This window comes from Erwinia sp. S38 (genome assembly GCF_016624545.1).
GTDB classification, from domain to species: domain Bacteria; phylum Pseudomonadota; class Gammaproteobacteria; order Enterobacterales; family Enterobacteriaceae; genus Erwinia; species Erwinia coffeiphila.
Map to the genome: position 1 here is coordinate 1 of NZ_JACVTS010000039.1, position 20,467 is coordinate 20,467.

The 20,467-nt window shown below is 53.0% G+C and carries 21 protein-coding genes and 1 other annotated feature; of the genes, 10 read left to right on the forward strand and 11 right to left on the reverse strand.

Annotation, left to right across the window (positions count from 1 at the left end):
- Positions 1-212: 212 nt before the first annotated feature.
- The 3 genes from clpB to rluD all read right to left on the reverse strand — a co-directional run bounded on the left by clpB (position 213) and on the right by rluD (position 4,618).
- Positions 213-2,798, reverse strand: coding sequence for an ATP-dependent chaperone ClpB (gene clpB, locus IBT46_RS25920; RefSeq protein WP_200547999.1), 2,586 nt, complete (start codon positions 2,796-2,798; stop codon positions 213-215).
- A 114-nt stretch (positions 2,799-2,912) separates the two neighbouring features.
- Positions 2,913-3,641, reverse strand: a complete 729-nt coding sequence (gene yfiH / locus IBT46_RS25925) for a purine nucleoside phosphorylase YfiH (protein ID WP_200548000.1) — start codon at positions 3,639-3,641, stop codon at positions 2,913-2,915.
- Positions 3,641-4,618, reverse strand: coding sequence for a 23S rRNA pseudouridine(1911/1915/1917) synthase RluD (gene rluD, locus IBT46_RS25930; protein WP_200548001.1), 978 nt, complete (start codon positions 4,616-4,618; stop codon positions 3,641-3,643). Before rluD ends, yfiH begins: the two co-directional genes overlap by 1 nt.
- Positions 4,619-4,748: 130 nt before the next feature.
- On the opposite strand from rluD, the gene bamD reads away from it, so the two are divergent.
- From bamD to IBT46_RS25960, 6 genes are all read left to right on the forward strand, one after another.
- Positions 4,749-5,480, forward strand: a complete 732-nt coding sequence (gene bamD / locus IBT46_RS25935) for an outer membrane protein assembly factor BamD (RefSeq protein ID WP_200548002.1) — start codon at positions 4,749-4,751, stop codon at positions 5,478-5,480.
- Between the two features lie 266 nt (positions 5,481-5,746).
- Positions 5,747-6,079: a ribosome-associated translation inhibitor RaiA gene (raiA, locus tag IBT46_RS25940; protein ID WP_105593995.1), complete on the forward strand. Its 333-nt coding sequence runs from the start codon at positions 5,747-5,749 to the stop codon at positions 6,077-6,079.
- A gap of 103 nt (positions 6,080-6,182) precedes the next feature.
- Positions 6,183-6,309: a sequence feature (Phe leader region), on the forward strand.
- Positions 6,184-6,231, forward strand: coding sequence for a pheA operon leader peptide PheL (pheL, locus tag IBT46_RS25945; protein WP_105594002.1), 48 nt, complete (start codon positions 6,184-6,186; stop codon positions 6,229-6,231). (Overlaps the previous feature by 48 nt.)
- A 23-nt stretch (positions 6,310-6,332) precedes the next feature.
- Positions 6,333-7,493, forward strand: a complete 1,161-nt coding sequence (gene pheA, locus IBT46_RS25950; protein WP_105593994.1) for a bifunctional chorismate mutase/prephenate dehydratase — start codon at positions 6,333-6,335, stop codon at positions 7,491-7,493.
- 110 nt (positions 7,494-7,603) lie between these two features.
- The gene (locus IBT46_RS25955; protein ID WP_200548003.1) at positions 7,604-8,653 is read left to right on the forward strand and encodes an ABC transporter substrate-binding protein; all 1,050 of its coding nucleotides are present in this window, start codon (positions 7,604-7,606) and stop codon (positions 8,651-8,653) included.
- A complete protein-coding gene (locus tag IBT46_RS25960) occupies positions 8,653-9,372 on the forward strand; it encodes a substrate-binding domain-containing protein (protein ID WP_105593992.1) in 720 nt (239 codons plus the stop codon). The genes IBT46_RS25955 and IBT46_RS25960 overlap by 1 nt, the downstream gene beginning before the upstream one ends.
- 121 nt (positions 9,373-9,493) lie before the next feature.
- Here IBT46_RS25960 and tyrA read toward each other — a convergent pair whose 3' ends face one another.
- Entirely contained in the window at positions 9,494-10,615 is a 1,122-nt protein-coding gene (gene tyrA, locus IBT46_RS25965) for a bifunctional chorismate mutase/prephenate dehydrogenase (protein WP_200548004.1), read from the reverse strand.
- Between the two features lie 15 nt (positions 10,616-10,630).
- Complete coding sequence (locus tag IBT46_RS25970; protein WP_105593990.1) at positions 10,631-11,701, reverse strand: 3-deoxy-7-phosphoheptulonate synthase; 1,071 nt, start codon at positions 11,699-11,701, stop codon at positions 10,631-10,633.
- A 332-nt stretch (positions 11,702-12,033) separates the two neighbouring features.
- Between IBT46_RS25970 and IBT46_RS25975 the strand changes: the two genes are divergently transcribed.
- Together IBT46_RS25975 and IBT46_RS25980 are read left to right on the forward strand one after the other, a co-directional pair.
- The gene (locus IBT46_RS25975; protein ID WP_200548005.1) at positions 12,034-12,594 is read left to right on the forward strand and encodes a GNAT family N-acetyltransferase; all 561 of its coding nucleotides are present in this window, start codon (positions 12,034-12,036) and stop codon (positions 12,592-12,594) included.
- A 32-nt stretch (positions 12,595-12,626) separates the two neighbouring features.
- The gene (locus IBT46_RS25980) at positions 12,627-13,325 is read left to right on the forward strand and encodes a CTP synthase (RefSeq protein WP_200548006.1); all 699 of its coding nucleotides are present in this window, start codon (positions 12,627-12,629) and stop codon (positions 13,323-13,325) included.
- Between the two features lie 127 nt (positions 13,326-13,452).
- On the opposite strand, the gene IBT46_RS25985 is transcribed toward IBT46_RS25980, so the two are convergent.
- The 6 genes from IBT46_RS25985 to ffh form a co-directional block, all read right to left on the reverse strand.
- Positions 13,453-14,376, reverse strand: a complete 924-nt coding sequence (locus IBT46_RS25985) for a DMT family transporter (protein ID WP_200548007.1) — start codon at positions 14,374-14,376, stop codon at positions 13,453-13,455.
- A gap of 185 nt (positions 14,377-14,561) precedes the next feature.
- Complete coding sequence (gene rplS, locus IBT46_RS25990; RefSeq protein ID WP_105593986.1) at positions 14,562-14,912, reverse strand: 50S ribosomal protein L19; 351 nt, start codon at positions 14,910-14,912, stop codon at positions 14,562-14,564.
- Between the two features lie 49 nt (positions 14,913-14,961).
- Complete coding sequence (gene trmD, locus IBT46_RS25995) at positions 14,962-15,732, reverse strand: tRNA (guanosine(37)-N1)-methyltransferase TrmD (RefSeq protein ID WP_105593985.1); 771 nt, start codon at positions 15,730-15,732, stop codon at positions 14,962-14,964.
- Between the two features lie 35 nt (positions 15,733-15,767).
- Positions 15,768-16,313 (reverse strand): ribosome maturation factor RimM, encoded by a 546-nt coding sequence (rimM, locus tag IBT46_RS26000; protein WP_105593984.1) that lies wholly within the window; start codon positions 16,311-16,313, stop codon positions 15,768-15,770.
- An 18-nt stretch (positions 16,314-16,331) separates the two neighbouring features.
- A complete protein-coding gene (gene rpsP / locus IBT46_RS26005) occupies positions 16,332-16,580 on the reverse strand; it encodes a 30S ribosomal protein S16 (protein WP_105593983.1) in 249 nt (82 codons plus the stop codon).
- Between the two features lie 136 nt (positions 16,581-16,716).
- Positions 16,717-18,078, reverse strand: a complete 1,362-nt coding sequence (gene ffh / locus IBT46_RS26010) for a signal recognition particle protein (protein WP_105593982.1) — start codon at positions 18,076-18,078, stop codon at positions 16,717-16,719.
- 166 nt (positions 18,079-18,244) lie between these two features.
- On the opposite strand from ffh, the gene IBT46_RS26015 reads away from it, so the two are divergent.
- On the forward strand, positions 18,245-19,036 hold the full coding sequence (locus IBT46_RS26015) for an inner membrane protein YpjD (protein ID WP_105593981.1): 792 nt from the start codon (positions 18,245-18,247) through the stop codon (positions 19,034-19,036).
- A gap of 22 nt (positions 19,037-19,058) precedes the next feature.
- A complete protein-coding gene (locus tag IBT46_RS26020; protein WP_200548008.1) occupies positions 19,059-20,345 on the forward strand; it encodes an HlyC/CorC family transporter in 1,287 nt (428 codons plus the stop codon).
- Positions 20,346-20,467: the final 122 nt, after the last annotated feature.

Consider the following 20,467-nt stretch of genomic DNA (forward strand, 5'->3'; position numbering starts at 1 on the left):
TGTTCCGTGTCAGTGGAGGCGCAGTATAGGGATTTTCTGGCGGCTGACAAGAGCTAATTTTAAAAAAATGTTCACATGCTTAGTTTTCACCCAAACCTGCGTTAAAAGCCTCTTTTTTGCCGATTTAATAAACAAAAATGGGCCCGAAGGCCCATTTTAATGATGACATGGTCAGAAAACCCCATTCAGGAGCTTACCTGACACAGTGCACTTTACTGATGCGCAACGATAACGCCATCCTGCAGATCCATTTCTATTGTCTTGCCCGGAACCAAAGCGCCGGAAAGAATCTGCTGTGCCAGCGGGTTTTCAATCTGCTGCTGGATAGCGCGTTTCAGCGGTCGTGCGCCGTAGACCGGATCATAACCATTCTCACCGAGCTGCTGCAGAGCGGCATCGGAAATATGCAGCTCATAACCCCGCTCTTCCAGGCGCTGATACAAACGCTGCAGCTGGATACGGGCAATAGAAGCAATATGTTTCTCGCCCAGCGGGTGGAACACCACCAGCTCGTCAATACGGTTAATGAATTCCGGACGGAAGCTGTGGCTGACCACAGACATGACCAACTCTTTCATTTCACCGTAGCTCAGCGCACCGAACCGCTCCTGGATCAGATCGGAACCCAGGTTAGAGGTCATGATCACCACCGTATTGCGGAAATCAACCGTTCTGCCCTGCCCATCGGTCAGGCGCCCATCATCCAGTACCTGAAGAAGGATGTTGAAGACATCCGGGTGCGCTTTCTCCACTTCATCCAGCAGAATCACTGAGTAAGGACGACGACGTACCGCTTCGGTCAGGTATCCACCTTCTTCATAACCGACATATCCAGGAGGTGCCCCCACCAGACGCGACACCGAGTGTTTCTCCATAAACTCGGACATATCGATACGCACCATCGCATCGTCACTGTCGAACATAAAGTTAGCCAGCGCTTTACACAGTTCGGTTTTACCCACCCCGGTCGGGCCGAGGAACAGGAACGAGCCAATTGGACGATTCGGATCGGCCAGGCCAGCACGGCTACGGCGAATGGCGTTCGATACGGCTTCCACCGCTTCATTCTGCCCAATCACCCGCGTATGCAATTCCTGCTCCATGCGCAACAGCTTGTCACGCTCGCCTTCCATCATGCGGGCCACAGGAATACCGGTCCAGCGCGCCAGCACGTCGGCAATTTCAACATCGGTCACGCGGTTACGCAGCAGGCGCATGGTCTTGCCTTCAGCCTGGGTTGCCGCCGCCAGCTGTTTTTCCAGCTCTGGAATTTTACCGTACTGCAGCTCAGACATCTGGCCCAGGTCACCCAGTCGGCGCGCCTGTTCCATATTCAGCCTTGCCTGCTCCAGTTCAGCTTTAATGTGCTGAGTTCCGGATAGAGAGGCTTTCTCCGCCTTCCACTCCTCTTCCAGCTCAGAGTATTCGCGCTCTTTCTGCGAAAGCTCGTTTTCCAGCATTTCCAGACGTTTGATACTGGCATCGTCAGATTCTTTCTTCAGCGCCTGCTGTTCCAGCTTCAGCTGAATGATACGACGCTCCAGACGATCGAGCGCTTCCGGCTTGGAGTCGATCTGCATGCGAATGCTGGATGCCGCTTCATCGATCAGATCGATAGCTTTGTCCGGCAGCTGGCGATCGGCAATATAGCGATGGGACAGCGTCGCCGCCGCAACGATAGCCGGGTCGGTAATCTGTACATGATGATGCAACTCATAGCGCTCTTTCAGGCCGCGCAAGATAGCAATGGTATCTTCCACGCTCGGCTCGGCCACAAACACCTTCTGGAAACGACGTTCCAACGCGGCATCTTTTTCAATGTACTGACGATATTCGTCCAGCGTTGTCGCGCCAACGCAGTGCAGCTCACCACGAGCCAGCGCAGGCTTCAGCATATTACCGGCATCCATCGCACCGTCGGCCTTACCGGCGCCCACCATAGTGTGTAACTCGTCGATAAACAGAATGACGTTGCCTTCCTGTTTCGACAAATCATTCAGCACGCCTTTCAGGCGCTCTTCGAATTCACCACGGTATTTAGCCCCGGCCACCAGCGCCCCCATATCCAGCGCCAGCACGCGGCGGCCTTTCAGCCCTTCCGGTACTTCGCCGTTAATGATGCGCTGTGCCAGACCTTCAACGATGGCCGTTTTCCCCACCCCGGGCTCACCGATCAGTACCGGGTTATTTTTGGTACGACGCTGCAGTACCTGAATGGTACGGCGAATCTCTTCATCGCGGCCGATAACCGGATCAAGTTTGCCTTTCTCGGCACGTTCGGTCAGGTCGATGGTGTATTTACTTAATGCCTGGCGTTGATCTTCCGCCCCTTGATCGTTCACGTTCTCTCCTCCTCGCATCTGGTCAATCGCTTTCGTCAGCTTGTCATTGGTGACACCGGCAGATTTAAGTAAATCAGCCAGTGCACCGCGGGAGTCGAGTGCTGCCAGAACAAATAATTCTGATGAAATGAAGTTGTCGGCGCGCTTTTGCGCCAGCTTGTCACACAGGTTCAGTACGCGGACCAGGTCAGCAGAAGGCTGAACATCGCCATCGGTACCTTCAACCTGCGGTAAGCGACTGAGTGCCTGTTCAATACCACTACGTAAAGAGGCAACGTCTACGCCAGCCGCGGTCAGTAAAGGACGAACGGAACCGCCTTCCTGATTAAGCAGTGCGCTCATCAAGTGCAGAGGTTCGATAAATTGATTATCTCGGCCGAGGGCCAGGGATTGGGCGTCAGCCAGTGCCAGCTGAAATTTGTTAGTAAGACGATCCAGACGCATAATTTCCCCCATTCAGGTCAAATTGCTACTGGAGATTAAATGAGGTCATCCCTCAAATTTTTCAAGGTAATGACCTGAACATTTCGGAGAAAAAAACATCAATCCGGACCGTCTTATGGCGCTAGGTTATATCAGCCAGATGAAACTTGCCATACGCCCGGTGATTCCATCGCGTCGGAAGGAGAAAAATTGTTCTTCCTGCGTATAGGTACAATCGCCTCCACCCCTGATGCACCGCACTCCGGCAGCGTTTAAGCGCTGCGTTGCCAGCATCCAGAGATCGGCATAAAATTTTTCACCTACAGCACAAAAAGCCGAGTTGGCAGCAGGATCGACGGCACAAAAGGCTTCTTTTACCTCTGGCCCAACTTCAAATGCGTTCGGCCCGATAGCCGGCCCGAGCCAAACGATAATCTCTTCTGCTGGAGCGGAAAAAGCGTCAAGTGTTGCTTCGAGCACCCCAGAACACAATCCGCGCCAGCCAGCGTGAGCGGCAGCAATTTCCTGGCCATCCGCCGAACAAAATAATACCGGCAAACAGTCTGCAGTCATCACCGCACAAACAACCCAAGGCTCCCGAGTGTAGACGGCATCTGCCCGCAGTGAAGCCGGAGGCTGACCATCCAGCCGCAGCACATCCGTGCCGTGTACCTGCTCCAGCCAGACCGGCATCGAAGGCAGATTACATGCCTCTACCAGACGTTGACGATTAGTCTGCACGTTTTGTGGATTGTCACCAACGTGTGCACCCAGGTTCAGACTGCTCCATGGGGCATCGCTGATGCCGCCGCTGCGCGTACTGCTGCACGCGCGAACGTTGGCGGGAAGTGACCAGTCGGGAATAACGGGCTTCATTACCAGTCCATCTGATCTTTAAACTCTTCGGTATCCGCCTTCAGAGCATTGATCAGATCGACCATGTCCTGCGGCAGCGGCGCGTGCCACTCCATCTCGATGCCGGTGATCGGATGGTACAGACGCAGCATGGTTGCGTGCAGCGCCTGGCGATCGAAACCGCGCAGCGCGGTAATGAAGGCCTCAGAAGCCCCCTTCGGCGGGCGAGGACGGCCACCGTAGAGCGGATCGCCCACCAGGGGATGTGTAATGTGGGACATATGTACGCGGATCTGGTGAGTACGCCCGGTTTCCAGACGCAGACGCAGACGCGTATGGGCACGGAAGTGTTCCATAATGCGGTAATGCGTCGTTGCCGGTTTACCCATCGGGTGTACCGCCATATGCGTGCGCTTGGTTGAGTGACGGCTAATCGGCTCATCAACGGTACCGCCAGCGGTCATGCGACCAATTGCGACGGCTTCATACTCGCGGGTAATTTCACGCCGCTGAAGTGAATCCACCAGATGCGTCTGTGCCGGAACGGTTTTAGCGACGACCATCAGACCGGTAGTATCTTTATCCAGACGGTGGACGATACCCGCGCGCGGCACATCGGCAATGGCCGGGAAATGGTGCAGCAATGCGTTCAGCACGGTGCCGTCGGGGTTGCCTGCCCCCGGATGAACGACCAGATCGCGCGGTTTATTGATCACCAGGATGTCGTCATCCTCGTAAACAATATCCAACGGAATGTTCTGCGCTTCCCATCTCGCCTCTTCTTCGATTTCCGCACTGATGATAATTTGCTCACTCCCGAGCACTTTCTCCTTCGGCTTGTCGATTATTTGGCCATTTACGGTGACGCGACGGTCAAGAATCCATTCTTTTATGCGAGAACGTGAATAATCAGGGAACAATTCGGCCAAAGCCTGATCTAAGCGTTGTCCGAGTTGCGATTCGGATACCGTTGCGTTGAGTTTTACTTGTTGTGCCATACACAGCTTCTTCGTTAACGTTGGGTTTTCACGGCGATGCCGTTTAATATAATGTGCTATTGTACCTGGTCACTATCGGGAGCTATACGGACAGCTTCCTGAATAACACTCTGAGGATAATCAAATCGTCATGACGCGTATGAAATATCTGGTGGCTGCAGCCACGTTGAGCCTGGCATTAGCTGGATGTTCCGGCTCCAAGGATGTGGTGCCTGACAGCCCGCCTTCCGAGATTTATGCCACTGCCCAGCAAAAACTGCAGGACGGTAACTTTAAAGGAGCAATAACGCAACTGGAAGCGCTCGATAACCGCTATCCATTCGGCCCTTACTCCCAGCAAGTTCAGCTAGACCTGATCTACGCATACTATAAGAATGCCGATTTGCCGCTGGCCCAGGCTGCCATCGACCGCTTTATGCGCCTCAACCCTACCCATCCGAACATTGACTACGTTATTTACATGCGTGGCCTGACGGATATGGCGTTGGATGACAGTGCGCTGCAGGGATTCTTTGGTATTGACCGTTCAGACCGCGATCCAACTCATGCGCGTGATGCTTTCAAAGACTTCTCGCAGTTACTGCGCGGCTACCCTAACAGTCAGTATGCGACCGATGCACGTAAGCGCCTGGTGTTCCTGAAAGATCGTCTGGCGAAATACGAATTATCCGTGGCTGAATTCTACACTAAACGCGGTGCTTATGTCGCTGTGGTTAACCGCGTAGAGCAAATGCTGAAAGATTATCCGGATACGAAGGCAACACGCACTGCGTTACCGCTGATGGAAAATGCCTATCGTCAGCTGCAGCTTAATGCCGAAGCTGAGCGTGTGGCTAAAATCATCTCAGCGAATCAGGCCTGATTGCAGGCCACAAAAAAAGGCAGCGCTAAGCTGCCTTTTTTACGCCTGAAAATGCCATTCTGGCAAATTCCCGCTGTAGTGATCCTATCAACAATGCCATTGAAATATCGCGCCGACAAGGGCTCAGGCCGCTTTTATCAGCCGGTTTCACACTTTTATCCTTCTTGACAAAAAGTGACAACAAAACGTGATCTAAGTCACATATTTTACTGTTTTTGGCGCTATGCTGGAGTTACCAAGACGGAAATGACAGAGAGGTAAGCACTATGGTTCTGAACATTACCAGCAAACAAATGGAAATTACTCCGGCTATCCGCCAGCATGTCGAAGACCGTCTCTCTAAGCTCGAAAAATGGCAAACCCATCTGATTAATCCGCACATTGTTCTTTCGAAGGAGCCGAAAGAGTTCGTTGCCGATGCCAATATCAATACGCCTAACGGCCCGCTGGTTGCCACCGCCAAACATGAAGATATGTACACGGCTATCAACGAGCTGATTAACAAACTCGAGCGCCAGCTGAACAAAGTTCAGCACAAAGGTGAAGCGCGACGCGCCACCGCCAGCGTCAAAGATCTCAGCCCGATCGACGAAGAATAAATGACTCATCCTGAATAACGCGCCTGCGGGCGCGTTTTTTATTGACAGAATGAAATTACAGCGGTTACTTTAACCCTCCAGACCGCTACTGAAAATTGAGCAAAATGAAATTTATCCCGTTTTTCTTCGCATTCTTTTTTACCTTCCCCTGACTGGGAGGCAATTCGTCGTGTAAGAATGAATGCGAAGACGAACAATAAAGCCTCCCGACAAAGGGAGGCTTTTTTTTTAGCGACATCTGACAGGTAGCGATATGAACTCCGAGAATCCTTTGCTGGCCCTGCGTGGTAAAATCAGCGCGCTGGATGAAGAACTACTGCAACTGCTGGCTCAGCGCCGTGCGCTGGCAATCGACGTTGCTACAGCCAAAATGGCGACGCATCGCCCCATCCGTGACATCGATCGTGAACGCGATTTGCTTGAGCACCTGATTACACTGGGCAAAGCGCATAAACTGGATGCTCACTACATCACCCGCCTGTTTCAGCTGATTATTGAAGATTCCGTGCTGACCCAGCAGGCGCTGCTGCAAAAGCATCTGAATAACACGAACGCACAGTCTGCCCGTATCGCTTTCCTTGGTCCAAAAGGTTCCTATTCGCATCTGGCCTCGCGCCACTATGCGGCGCGCCATTTTGATAATTTCATTGAGAGTGGCTGCCTGAAATTCCACGATATTTTTAACCAGGTTGAGACCGGACAGGCGGATTACGCCGTTCTGCCTATCGAGAACACCACATCCGGCTCCATTACCGACGTCTACGATCTGCTGCAGCAAACCAGTCTGTCGATCGTAGGTGAAATCACTCTGCCTATCGACCACTGCGTTCTGGTTTCCGGCAGCACCGATCTCCAGCAGATTGAAACCGTTTACAGCCACCCTCAGCCTTTCCAGCAGTGCAGCCAGTTTATCCACCGCTATCCGCACTGGAAAATTGAGTACACCGAAAGCACCGCCGCCGCGATGGAAAAGGTCGCTGCGATGAATTCTCCGAAGGTCGCCGCACTGGGCAGTGAAGCCGGGGGCGATCTGTACGGTCTGCAGGTTCTGGAAAGGAATCTCGCCAACCAGCGGCAGAATATCACCCGCTTTATCGTACTGGCCCGCAAACCGGTGGATGTTTCAATGCAGGTTCCGGCTAAAACCACGCTGATTATGGCAACAGGACAGCAGGCAGGCGCACTGGTTGAGGCGTTGCTGGTACTGCGCCAGCATAATCTGACCATGAGCAAGCTGGAGTCTCGTCCGATTAACGGTAATCCGTGGGAAGAGATGTTTTATATCGATTTCCAGGGCAACTTGCGTTCTGAAGACGTTCAGCAGGCGCTACGCGAGCTGGCCCCGATTACCCGCTCGCTGAAAGTACTGGGCTGCTACCCCAGCGAAAACGTCGTGGCGGTAGAGCCGCTCTGACGAATACAGGTGGCCTGCCGTGCGGGCCACCGATTTCCTGCCACAGAATCATTTCCCCCAGACTCCTGACGCTATATTATTAGGTATATAGCGAAATTCAGGAAATCTTCATGCGTCAAATTCTCCGCTCCTTTGTCTTACTGGTGCTGCTTGGCTCCGTCCCCGGTTTCTCTTATGCCGATCGCGTCGTTACCGATCAGCTTGGTCGGCAGGTCACCATTCCCGATCGCGTTGATCGGGTCGTCGTGCTACAGCATCAGACTCTGAACCTGCTGGTTCAGCTGGATGCCACAAACAAGATGGTGGGAATACTCGCCAACTGGCGACAGCAGCTCGGTGACAGTTATGCTCGCCTGGTGCCTGAGTTAACCAAAGTACCGATGCTTGGCGATCTGACCCATGTCGATCTGGAAAAGCTGGTTGCCCTGCATCCACAAGTGGTGTTTGTCACCAACTACGCACCGCAGGAGATGATCGACCAGATCCAACAACTGGGTATTGCCGTGATTGCCATCTCGCTGCGGGCGGATGATAAACAGCAGAGCCATCTCAATCCCGATTTGCAGAATGAGGAACAGGCTTACAATCAGGGTCTGAAAGACGGTATCCGTTTAATCGGCGCGGTGGTGAACCATCAGCAGCAGGCCGAGGCGCTGATTAAAGCCACTTTTAGCCTGCGCCAGCAAACTGCCGACCGCCTTAAGGACATTCCTGCCGACCAGCGTATCCGCGTGTATATGGCGAACCCCGACCTGACAACCTACGGTTCCGGTAAGTACACCGGACTGATGATGAACCATTCCGGCGCGATGAACGTCGCTGCCGCAACGGTAAAAGGCTACAAGCAGGTTTCTATGGAGCAGATACTGGCCTGGAAGCCTCAGGTCATCTTTGTCCAGGACCGTTACCCGCAGGTGGTGGATGAGATATATCAGCAACCGGTCTGGCAGGCTTTAGATGCGGTAAAAAATCATCGCGTCTATCTGATGCCAGAATATGCCAAGGCCTGGGGGTATCCGATGCCTGAAGCGATGGCGCTGGGTGAACTGTGGATGGCGAAAAAGCTTTATCCCGAAAAATTCAAGGATATTGACATGCAGCAGCAGGCCGAAAGCTGGTATCAGCGTTTTTATCGCACTGACTATCGCGGCAGCAACTGATGAAACCGCTGCGCGTACTGGCCGCCGGCAGCCTGCGCCCCATCTGGTCAGCCATCACTGAACGCTTTCAGAGCTATTATTCGTCAGGCATGGAGACACAGTTCGGCCCGGCGGGCCTGCTTCGGCAGCGCATTGAGCAGGGGGAACCCTGCGATCTGTTTGCCTCCGCCAATATGGCACACCCGCTGACGCTTCAGCAGTCAGGTCGGGCACAGCGGGTTGCCGCCTTTTGCCAGAACTCGCTGTGCCTTAACGTACGCCGCGAGCTTGGCGATCTGACCTGGCTGGAGCTGTTAAAGGATCCGACACTGCGAGTGGCAACATCAACGATCGGCAGCGATCCCTGCGGTGACTATGCATGGCAGATGTTTGACCGTCTGACAGCGTGGGACAGCCTGCTCGGCCAGGATCTAAAGCAGCGAGCCAGAATGGTCGTTGGAGGCGAACACTCCCCGGCAATTCCGCCGGGCATGCAGGCGGCAGCGTGGATTATTGAGTCAGGGCTGGCCGATATTTTTGTCGGCTATAGTAGCTATAGCCACCGGCGAGAGCACAATAGCCAAATCGCGACAGTCAGCATTCCTCAGGAGTGGCAGCCTTCGGCAATCTACGGTTTTGCGGTTTGTGATGTAGCGGCACAACCTCTGGCTGATTTTTTACTGTCAGAAGAGGCACGGGAAATTTTGCATCAGCACGGTTTTGGCGCCGCGAAGCCTTAAGCATAATGGACCAGGTAAATTCGGCACCGAGCAATAAAAAAGGGCAACCCGAAAGTGACTTCCGCTCACGCTGAGTGCGTGCGGTTAACCTACGGCTGCCCTTCTCAATCACTACGGCAAATTATGCCCGGCTGTCATTTGCCTGGCGCAGCAGCGTCCGGCTCTCGGCCTGGAAGCGCTTAGCGTAGTCGCCAAACCAGTGTTCTACCCGGCGGAAGCTGTCGATAAACGCCTGCTTATCACCGTGTTCCAGCAGCTTAATCGCCTCACCAAACCGCGTGTAGTAACGCTTAATCAGCGCCAGGTTACTTTCCGAAGACATGATGATGTCCGCGTAAAGCTGCGGGTCCTGCGCGAACAGACGGCCGACCATCGCCAGCTCAAGCCGGTAGATCGGTGAAGAGAGTGCCAGCAGCTGTTCCAGCTGCACGTTCTCTTCTGCCAGATGTAAACCATAGGCAAACGTCGCAAAGTGGCGCAGCGCCTGAATAAACGCCATATTCTGATCGTGTTCGACCGCGCTGATGCGGTGAAGCCGCGCCCCCCAGACCTGAATCTGCTCCAGGAACCACTGATAGGCTTCCGGCTGACGACCGTCGCACCATACCACCACCTGTTTCGCCAGACTGCCGCTGTCAGGGCCAAACATCGGGTGCAGGCCCAGTACCGGCCCACCGTGAGCGGCCAGCATTGCCTGCAAAGGTTTATTTTTCACCGATGCCAGGTCGACCAGAATACAGTCCTGCGGCAGCGGCGGCAGCTCAGCGATCACCTGTTCGGTCAGATGAATAGGCACGCTGATAATCACCATTCCGGCATCCGCCAGCATCGCTTCCGCCTGATGGTGCTCCTCTTTATCGAGGATCTTCACCTGATAGCCGGAAAGGGTCAGCATTTTTTCAAACAGCCGCCCCATCTGGCCTTTACCACCAACAATAACCACCGGGCGCAGTTCAGGATTCAGTGTTTTGAAGCCTTTATCATTTTCGCTGGTATAGGATTCACGCATGACCCGACGCAGCACGTCTTCGATCAGATCCGGCGGTACACCGAGCAGCTCGGCCTCTTTGCGGCGCGAAGCCAGCATGGTGGCCTCGCGTTCCGGTACATAGATCGGTAATCCGTAGCGGCTTTTCACTTCCCCCACTTCCGCTACCAGCTCCAGCCGTTTAGCCAGTAAATCCAGTAGCGCTTTATCTACTTCATCAATTTGATCGCGCAGTGCGGTCAGTTCAGCCACCATAACTCGTTAATCCTCTTACTGCAGACGTGCCGCCAGTACGCCGTTGAGATCCTGATGAATTTCACGCAGCAGGCTTTCAGTCGTTTCCCAATTGATACAGGCATCGGTGACCGAAACGCCGTAGCGCATTTCGCTGCGCGGCTGCTCGGAAGACTGATTGCCTTCATTGAGGTGACTTTCCAGCATCAAACCGATAATCGAACGGTTACCGTCTTTGATCTGTGCCACTGCAGATTCAGCGACGCCCGACTGGCGGCGGAAATCTTTATTAGAATTGCCGTGACTGCAATCTATCATCAAGGATGGGCGGAGTCCCGCCTGCTGCATCTCTTTTTCACACTGAGCGACATCTTCCGGACCGTAGTTTGGCTTTTTACCACCGCGCAGGATCACGTGCCCGTCCGGGTTGCCCTGAGTTTGTAGCAGGCAGACCTGGCCTGCCTGGTTAATGCCGACAAAGCGGTGCGGCATCGCAGCGGCGCGCATGGCGTTAATCGCGGTACCCAGACTGCCATCGGTGCCGTTTTTGAACCCAACAGGCATCGACAGCCCGGATGCCATTTCACGGTGGGTTTGTGACTCGGTGGTACGCGCACCGATGGCGGACCAGCTAAACAGGTCGCCGAGGTACTGTGGACTGTTTGGGTCCAGCGCTTCGGTCGCCAGCGGCAGGCCCATCTCAACCAGATTCAACAGAAGCTGACGCGCAATATGCAGGCCCCCTTCCATATCAAAGGTGTTATCCATGTGCGGATCGTTAATCAGGCCTTTCCAGCCAACGGTGGTACGTGGCTTTTCAAAGTAAACGCGCATCACAATGTACAGCTGATCTCCAACCTGCTCGGCCAGAGTTTTGAGATGACGAGCGTATTCCAGCGCTGCATCCGTATCGTGAATTGAACAAGGCCCGCACACCACCAGCAGGCGGTGATCTTTACCATTAATGATGTCGGAAATGGTTTGGCGCGAAGCCGCAATCTGCTGTTCCAGCGCGCTGTTAAGCGGGAAACGTTTTTTCAGTTCCTCTGGGGTAATCAGAACCTGTTCGTCAGCGATATGAATATTGTTCAGCGCATCTTTTTGCATGATCGTAATCCTGGGCAATTCGATTAATAGGGGTCCTCAGTGAGGTTGAAAAGAACTGTACCACAATAAGTACATTACTCAACCCCAAAACGTACAGATTTATTACCACCAATAAAAACACAAGCATCACGCAACAATTAAGACAATTAATATCAATTACTTAAACCAAAAAAACAGAATGAAATGACAACCCCATATGTAAACATAAATGTACGAATTGGTATTTGATAAAAAAACCTTTCTTTTCCGTCACCTGCCACCAGGCCTCCCCTCTGCTGTGATACTGTTAATACCAACCATCAATTATTTAGGCAAACTGTCGGGAGAAATGAATGGATTTTATCATGCGGGCGTTTGAGGACGCTGACGCAGCACCCTTCGCGCAGGCCGTGAATCAGTCACTGGATACCCTGCTGCCGTGGATGACATGGGCACATAAGAATTACACGGAAGATGAGGCCCGACTCTGGTTTCACCTGACTCACCTGCAGCGCCAGCAGGGTACAGCCAACGAAATGGGCCTGTTCGCTGCCGATGGTCGCCTGCTAGGCGGTGCCGGTTTGCGTTACAGCAGCAACCCTCTGATCCCCACCTCGATTGGCTATTGGGTTCACAGTAATGAACAACGACAGGGGATTGCCAGTGAGGCAGTTCGCCGTCTGGTAGCCAGTGCCTTCAGTCAGCCGGACATTGATGTGGTTGAAATCCTCGTTGCGGAGAGAAATATCGCCAGCCGCTCCGTCGCGGAAAAAGTGGGCGCAAAAATTATCGCTATTCGCTACGGGCTGATCGTACTGGACAACGGTCCGGTCAGCACGGTTATCTATCATCTGCACCGCCCTTCATCAGATGAAAGTGAAGATGGCATTGCCAGAGAATCCCGTCTCATATAGCATTCTGTTTTACCTGCACAGGATAATTTGCAATGACGTCTCACGTTCGCTTAGCGCTTATAGGCGATTACCGCGCTGATGCGGTTGCCCATCAGGCCATTCCTCTGGCGGTGGACCTTGCCGCACAGTCCCTGAATCTCGATGTTACTGCCGAATGGCTCCCTACTCCTGAACTTACCGATGCATCAGTGCTGGCCAAATATGATGCCGTCTGGCTGGTCCCCGGCAGTCCCTATCTGAATGATGCAGGTGCGTTTATGGCAATCCGCCATGCGCGCGAAAGCAACCTGCCGTTTCTCGGCTCCTGCGCCGGATTTCAGTACGCGGTTGTTGAATATGCCCGCAATGTATTGGGCTGGGAAGATGCGGGGCATGCTGAAACCGACACCGGCGGGCGCCTGGTCATTGCACCATTAAGCTGTTCACTGGTAGAGAAAACGGGAACTATCGTTATTCAGCCCGAAACGCGCCTGGCCACGCTGTACGGTAAAAACGAGATCGAGGAAGGATACCACTGCAATTATGGCGTTAACCCTGATTTTGTCAGCGAACTCGACGGCCGCTCACTGCGTATCAGTGCCCACGATCTTGACGGCGATGTCCGCGCTATCGAACTGCCTGAGCACAAATTTTTTATGGCAACGCTGTTCCAGTCGGAACGAGCCGCCCTGCGTAATGAACTGTCGCCGATGGTAGTTGAGCTTCTGCGCGTGGCCAGCCAGCGCGCGTAAATAGCAACGGGGCCGAGAAAGCATCAGGCCCCGTTATTCTCGCCATTGCGACCAATCTGACTTTTCGCACTAAGCTCAACCAGGCTTCCTGTACTGAACCCAGCCTGATTCTCATACTGAATTCAACCTAACTTTCCGTACTCAGCGAAGCCACGATCCGTCGATTACGCCGCTCAAAATACATCGAGATCATCCCCCCCGATACCACCAGCCCGGCTCCTATTAGCGTTGCCGTCTCCGGCATATTTCCCCAGAAGAGGAAACCAATCATCGCCGACCAGACCAGCGTGGTGTAATCAAACGGCGCCAGCAGTGAAGCATCCGCATAACGCAGGCTCAACGTCAGCAAAATTTGCGTAATGCCTCCCAGCAGTCCGCAACTGATTAATAACACCAGCTGTCGGGGATTCGGTATCGTCCAGCCAAACCACAGCGTGGTCAGCGAGCTCAGCGTGGTCATCACTGCGAACCAGAATGCAATAGCTCCCGGCTTTTCAATACCGTTCAGATAGCGGATTTGAATCGATGCGCCGGCAATACATACCGCAGCCGCTAATGCGAGGATGATTCCCAGAGAGGAGGTCCAGCTTACGGAAGTTAAGGCACCTTCACGATTAAAGAAAAGGTGGCCTGACAGCATAACCAATATACCGGCGAATCCAGCAGCCACCGCTATCCAGCGATGAAATTTTACTTTTTCCCGCAGAATAAGCGCCGCCATCACCACGGTAATCAGCGGTGCGGCATAGTTAATCGCCGTCACGTCAACGAGGGAAATATAGATCAGCGAAAGGTAACTAAAATAAAGCCCGCCGGTACCGGCAAGACCGCGGACAAAGTGCCCGCGAACGTTCTTTGTCCTGATGCCATCAAGGATACTGCCCTGGCTCCATAGCCAGATAAATAGTGGGATCAGCGCGATAAACGATCGAAAGAAAATCACCTCACCGACGGGGATAGTACCGTCCAGATCTTTAACACAGGCCATCATCAGCGTTGAACTCAGCGCTGCGGCGATTTTCATCGAAATACCCGTCGAAGGGCTACTCATATCAGGAAAGGTTCCGGCTGTGGGGTATCAATCAAACATACTCGTTACGCTGTTTAAAAAAGCTTTTAAATCAGCGGATAACGGCATTATATTTTTTATTTGCGTATTTGTCGGCAGAGAATTTTTCATAAAAAAAGGGGCTAGCATACGCTAACCCCTTTTCACTATTAACTATCAGATGTCGCTTAAGCGCCCAGACGTTCTTTGATACGTGCAGACTTACCAGTACGCTCACGCAGGTAGTACAGTTTAGCTTTACGCACAGCACCGCGACGTTTCACGGTAATGCTGTCAACAACTGGGGAGTGAGTCTGGAATACACGCTCAACACCTTCGCCGTTGGAAATTTTGCGAACAGTGAATGCAGAGTGCAGACCGCGGTTACGAATAGCGATAACCACGCCCTCGAATGCCTGCAGACGCTTTTTAGCACCTTCAACGACCCATACTTTCACTTCCACGGAATCACCCGGACGGAATGAAGGTACGTCCTGTTTCAGCTGTTCTTGTTCAAGTTGCTTGATAATGTTGCTCATAATTAAATCTCTTATCCTGGGTAAACTGATAGTTAAGGCGAACCCGGCATTATGCCTGTCCAGCCGTCTCATCGTTTTGTTGCCTGGCGTGTTCCCGTTGGAACTCGGCCAGCAACTTTGCTTGCTCTACAGTCAGAGCCAGGTTTTCCAGAAGTTCAGGTCTTCTAAGCCAGGTACGGCCCAGCGACTGTTTCAGGCGCCACCGGCGAATATCAGCATGGTTGCCCGACAGCAGAACTGGCGGAACTTCCATCCCTTCTAACACTTCAGGGCGGGTGTAGTGTGGGCAGTCCAGCAAACCGTCAGAAAACGAATCTTCTTCCGCAGACGCCTGTTTCCCCAGCACTCCCGGAATAAACCGGGAAACCGAGTCAATCAGCGTCATCGCTGGCAGCTCGCCACCGCTGAGTACGTAATCCCCAATCGACCATTCTTCATCGATCTCGGTTTTGATTACGCGCTCATCAATCCCTTCATAACGACCACAGACCAGAATTAACTTCTGATTGGTCGCCAGCTCGCAAACACCATCTTGATCGAGTTTGCGGCCCTGGGGTGAAAGATAAATCACCTTAACGCCTTCCCCTGCCGCCGCTTTTGCTGCGTGAATGGCATCCCGCAAGGGTTGTACCATCATTAGCATTCCCGGACCGCCGCCGTATGGACGTTCGTCCACGGTACGATGACGATCGTGAGCGAAATCACGAGGACTCCAGCTCTGAATGCTGAGCAGGCCATTTTTTACTGCCCGGCCAGTTACTCCGTAATCGGTAACTGCGCGAAACATTTCAGGAAACAGGCTGATTATGCCAATCCACATACTTTGCGCCGGAGTATTACCGTTTTGTTCGGAGTTCAAAAACCAGGATCCCAATCTACTTCGATCGAACGAGTAGTGAGATCGACATTCTTGATAACCTGTTCATCGAGGAACGGGATTAACCGTTCCTGCACACCAAATGCATCTTTCAGGTTTGCCTTCACGACCATAACGTCGTTTGAACCGGTTTCCATCATATCGATGACTTTACCCAGCTCGTAGCCTTCAGTGGTGACGACCTGGCAGCCCATAAGGTCTTTCCAGTAGTATTCACCATTATCAAGCTCCGGCAGTTGCTCCGAGTCCACGACAATTTCGCAATTAGTCAGCAGACCTGCAGCATCACGATCGTCAATGCCTTTGACTTTGATGATCATGTCCTGATTGTGGCGCTTCCAGCCTTCCAGCTCGACATGCTGCCACCGACCCGCCCGCTGGATAAACCACGGCTGATAGTCGAAAATGCTTTCGGCGTCTTCGGTGGAGGAAAACACTTTGAGCCAACCACGGATACCGTAGGCCGAGCCCATCTTTCCCAGAATTAACGGGTTAGCGGGAGGCTGGTTGTGTTGCTTGCTCATGTTGACCACCGTGACAGATTAAGCTGCTTTCTTTGCTTCTTTGACCAGCGCACCAACGCGGTCGGACAGAGTTGCGCCCTGGCCAACCCAGTGCTCAATGCGGTCCAGATCAAGACGCAGTGCTTCAGCCTGACCAGATGCGATCGGGTTGAAGAAACCAACGCGCTCAATGAAACGGCCATTGCGAGCATTACGGCTGTCAGTGACGACTACCTGGTAGAATGGACGCTTTTTAGCGCCGTGACGTGCCAAACGAATTGTTACCATAACATCCTCTTTAGTTAATAAAACAACCGGGCCCCATTGAGGGAACGGGGCCCGGGTGCAATATAAAAAGCCCGAAAATTTTACTCATTTTGGCGAAAAAAGCAACCTAATTCGCCTGAGCCCTTTTCCGGCTTGATTAACGGCCTGGGAAGCCAGGCGGCATCATGCCTTTCATGCCGCGCATCATCTTCGCCATGCCACCTTTTTTCATCTTTTTCATCATGCGCTGCATGTCGTCAAACTGCTTCAGTAAGCGGTTAACATCCTGCACCTGCATACCCGAACCGGTTGCAATACGACGCTTGCGGGAGCCCTTAATAATCTCAGGTTTTTCGCGCTCTTTACGCGTCATTGAGTTAATCATGGCTTCCATACGCACCAGAACTTTATCGTCCATTTGCGATTTAACGTTGTCCGGCAACTGACCCATACCCGGCAGTTTGCCCATCAGGCTGGCCATGCCGCCCATGTTACGCATCTGCTTTAGCTGATCGAGGAAGTCGTTCAGGTCGAAACCGTCGCCCTTCTTCAGCTTGCTGGCCAGTTTTTCAGCCTGCGCACGGTCAACTTTGCTTTCGATATCTTCGATCAGCGACAGCATGTCACCCATGCCGAGGATACGTGACGCAATACGCTCAGGGTAGAACGGTTCGAGGGCTTCGGTTTTCTCACCGACACCCATAAATTTGATCGGCTTGCCGGTAATATGACGAATCGACAGGGCCGCACCACCGCGCGCATCGCCGTCAACTTTGGTCAGTACCACACCGGTCAGCGGCAGCGCTTCGTTAAACGCTTTTGCCGTATTGGCGGCATCCTGGCCGGTCATGGCATCAACCACAAACAGCGTTTCAACCGGGTTAATCGCGGCGTGGACCTGTTTGATCTCGTCCATCATCGCTTCATCAACGTGAAGTCGACCGGCGGTATCCACCAGCAGCACGTCGTAGAATTTCAGCTTCGCCTGTTGCAGGGCGTTCTTAACAATATCAACCGGCTTCTGGCTCAGATCGGATGGGCAAAAATCAACGCCAACCTGCTCTGCCAGAGTTTCCAGCTGTTTGATCGCCGCCGGGCGATAGACGTCGGCAGAAACAACCAACACCTTTTTCTTGTGCTTTTCACGCAGGAACTTACCGAGTTTACCGACGCTGGTGGTTTTACCCGCCCCCTGCAAACCGGCCATCAACACGACAGCTGGCGGCTGGGCAGCCAGGTTTAGAGTGTTGTTCTCCTCCCCCATAGCAGCAACCAGCTCATTTTTAACGATCTTGACGAATTCCTGGCCCGGGGTCAGGCTTTTGTTCACTTCATGACCGACGGCACTTTCTTTTACGCGGCTGATAAATTCGCGTACCACTGGCAGCGCAACGTCTGCTTCCAACAGCGCCATGCGCACTTCGCGTAGCGTGTCTTTAATATTGTCTTCTGTCAGCCGTCCACGGCCACTGATGTTGCGCAGGGTCTGCGACAATCTATCGGATAAATTAGTAAACATCGTCTCTCGCTTAACGTAATGAGAGGCCGCCAGGGCGACACAATTGGCCGGATTATAACACACTGATCCAGGGATCTCAGCCATATGCGATGAGATCGTTTGGAGCCTGCTGCCGCTGGCGCTATACTGACTTTTTTCACAGTCCTGGCCGGTACTAACACTTAATATGTCCGTATTTGCGATTCTGGCACTACTCGCCTATTCATGTAGCCTTGCACTGATTGTTCCCAGCCTGCTGCGTAAAAACAGCAGCTGGCGCAGGCTGGCCGTTTTGTCTGCCGTCGTCGCGCTGGTGTTTCACGCCGTTGCATTGCAGCAGCGAATCTTTTCCCTCGACGGGGGGCAGAATCTCAGCCTGCTGAATATTGGCTCACTGGTCAGTCTGCTGATCTGCTCGATCATGACCATTGTCGCCTCGCGCAACCGCGGCTGGATACTGCTGCCGATTGTTTACAGCTTTGCCCTGATCAACCTGGCGTTTGCAACCTTCGTTCCTAATGCGTTTATCACCCATCTGGAAACCACGCCGGGGATGATGGTGCATATCGGCCTGGCGCTGTTTGCCTATGCTACGCTGATCATTGCCGCGCTTTATGCGCTTCAACTCGCCTGGATTGACTGGCTGTTGAAAACCAAGAGACTGGCATTTACCACGGATATTCCCCCGCTAATGACCATCGAGCGGAAAATGTTTCATATCACCCAGATTGGTGTGGTGCTGCTGACGCTGGTGCTCTGTACCGGCCTGTTCTTTCTACCGGATCTTTTCAGCCGCGAAAACATTGATAAGGCCGTGCTGTCGTTTCTTGCCTGGTTCCTCTATATCGTCCTGCTTTGGGGCCATTATCACGAGGGCTGGCGCGGGCGCCGCGTTGTCTGGTTCAACTGCGGCGGTGCGTTTCTTTTGACGATGGCCTACTTCGGCAGCCGTATGCTGCAGCACTTTTTAACGTCCTGATCGACCACAACAAGGATCTCCCTTGGAACACGTTTCCACCACGACTCTGATCGTGACGCTGATTATCATGATTCTGGTATCCGCGTACTTTTCCGGCTCCGAAACCGGCATGATGACGCTGAATCGCTATAAACTGCGTCATCAGGCCAAAAACGGAGACCGCGCCGCGCGCAGAGTTGAGAAATTACTCCGCCGCCCGGACCGCCTGATAAGCCTTGTGCTGATTGGCAACAACCTGGTGAATATTCTGGCTTCTGCACTCGGCACCATCGTCGGTATGCGCCTGTACGGTGATGCCGGTGTGGCGATTGCTACCGGTATCCTTACCTTCCTCGTGCTGGTCTTCGCGGAAGTGCTACCGAAAACCATCGCCGCGCTCTATCCCGAAAAAGTGGCATTCCCCAGCAGCTTCCTGCTTGGCCCGCTGCAGATCGTGATGATGCCGCTGGTGTGGCTGCTGAATACCATCACCCGCCTGCTGATGCGCATGGTGGGAATGAAAAGCGATGGCTCGCTCAATTCCGCACTGAGTAAAGAAGAGCTGCGCACCATCGTTTATGAGTCACGCACGCTGATGTCACACCGTAATCAGGATATGCTGCTGTCGGTGCTCGACCTCGATAAGGTTAATGTTGATGACATCATGGTGCCGCGAAACGAAATTGTCGGCATTAACATCAACGATGACTGGAAATCAATTGTGCGGCAGCTGGCCCATTCTCCGCATGGCCGTATCGTTCTTTATCGTGACTCACTGGACGATACCATAAGTATGCTGCGCGTGCGGGAAGCCTATCGCCTGATGACGGAAAAAAAGGAATTTACCAAAGAGGTGATGCTACGGGCTGCGGACGAAATCTACTATGTACCTGAAGGAACACCGCTGAACGTGCAGCTGGTGAAATTTCAGCGCAACAAAGAAAAAGTCGGGCTGGTTGTTGATGAGTACGGCGATATCAAAGGGCTGGTCACCATTGAAGATATCCTGGAAGAGATCGTCGGCGATTTTACTACCTCAATGTCCCCTTCTCTGGCGGAAGAAGTGGTGCCACAGAATGATGGCTCCGTGCTGATTGAAGGCAGTGCTAACGTACGAGAACTCAATAAGGCCTTTAACTGGACGCTACCGGAAGAAGGCGCGCGTACCGTAAACGGCATGCTCCTGGAAGAACTTCAGGATATTCCGCAGCCAGGTGCCACAATACACATTGGCCGATACGCGGTGGATATTCTGGACGTGCAGGAAAATATGATTAAGCAGGTGCGGGTGACGCCACAACAACCACTGCAAAAGTCGGTAAGCTCCTGATCGCCGCAATCACTCCTGCACAGAAGCAATTATGATAGTTATCTGTATACGTAACCGACAATCGTCAGCACTCTCCGCCGGAGAGTGCTTTTTCACAGATACCAAGCGGAATTTTTTCGGCA

Bases quoted from the DNA above. Each gene is read 5' to 3' on its own strand.
- clpB (WP_200547999.1), bottom strand. From the start codon at position 2,798: ATGGGGGAAATTATGCGTCTGGATCGTCTTACTAACAAATTTCAGCTG.
- yfiH (WP_200548000.1), bottom strand. From the start codon at position 3,641: ATGAAGCCCGTTATTCCCGACTGGTCACTTCCCGCCAACGTTCGCGCG.
- rluD (WP_200548001.1), bottom strand. From the start codon at position 4,618: ATGGCACAACAAGTAAAACTCAACGCAACGGTATCCGAATCGCAACTC.
- bamD (WP_200548002.1), top strand. From the start codon at position 4,749: ATGACGCGTATGAAATATCTGGTGGCTGCAGCCACGTTGAGCCTGGCA.
- raiA (WP_105593995.1), top strand. From the start codon at position 5,747: ATGGTTCTGAACATTACCAGCAAACAAATGGAAATTACTCCGGCTATC.
- pheA (WP_105593994.1), top strand. From the start codon at position 6,333: ATGAACTCCGAGAATCCTTTGCTGGCCCTGCGTGGTAAAATCAGCGCG.
- IBT46_RS25955 (WP_200548003.1), top strand. From the start codon at position 7,604: ATGCGTCAAATTCTCCGCTCCTTTGTCTTACTGGTGCTGCTTGGCTCC.
- IBT46_RS25960 (WP_105593992.1), top strand. From the start codon at position 8,653: ATGAAACCGCTGCGCGTACTGGCCGCCGGCAGCCTGCGCCCCATCTGG.
- tyrA (WP_200548004.1), bottom strand. From the start codon at position 10,615: ATGGTGGCTGAACTGACCGCACTGCGCGATCAAATTGATGAAGTAGAT.
- IBT46_RS25970 (WP_105593990.1), bottom strand. From the start codon at position 11,701: ATGCAAAAAGATGCGCTGAACAATATTCATATCGCTGACGAACAGGTT.
- IBT46_RS25975 (WP_200548005.1), top strand. From the start codon at position 12,034: ATGGATTTTATCATGCGGGCGTTTGAGGACGCTGACGCAGCACCCTTC.
- IBT46_RS25980 (WP_200548006.1), top strand. From the start codon at position 12,627: ATGACGTCTCACGTTCGCTTAGCGCTTATAGGCGATTACCGCGCTGAT.
- IBT46_RS25985 (WP_200548007.1), bottom strand. From the start codon at position 14,376: ATGAGTAGCCCTTCGACGGGTATTTCGATGAAAATCGCCGCAGCGCTG.
- rplS (WP_105593986.1), bottom strand. From the start codon at position 14,912: ATGAGCAACATTATCAAGCAACTTGAACAAGAACAGCTGAAACAGGAC.
- trmD (WP_105593985.1), bottom strand. From the start codon at position 15,732: ATGTGGATTGGCATAATCAGCCTGTTTCCTGAAATGTTTCGCGCAGTT.
- rimM (WP_105593984.1), bottom strand. From the start codon at position 16,313: ATGAGCAAGCAACACAACCAGCCTCCCGCTAACCCGTTAATTCTGGGA.
- rpsP (WP_105593983.1), bottom strand. From the start codon at position 16,580: ATGGTAACAATTCGTTTGGCACGTCACGGCGCTAAAAAGCGTCCATTC.
- ffh (WP_105593982.1), bottom strand. From the start codon at position 18,078: ATGTTTACTAATTTATCCGATAGATTGTCGCAGACCCTGCGCAACATC.
- IBT46_RS26015 (WP_105593981.1), top strand. From the start codon at position 18,245: ATGTCCGTATTTGCGATTCTGGCACTACTCGCCTATTCATGTAGCCTT.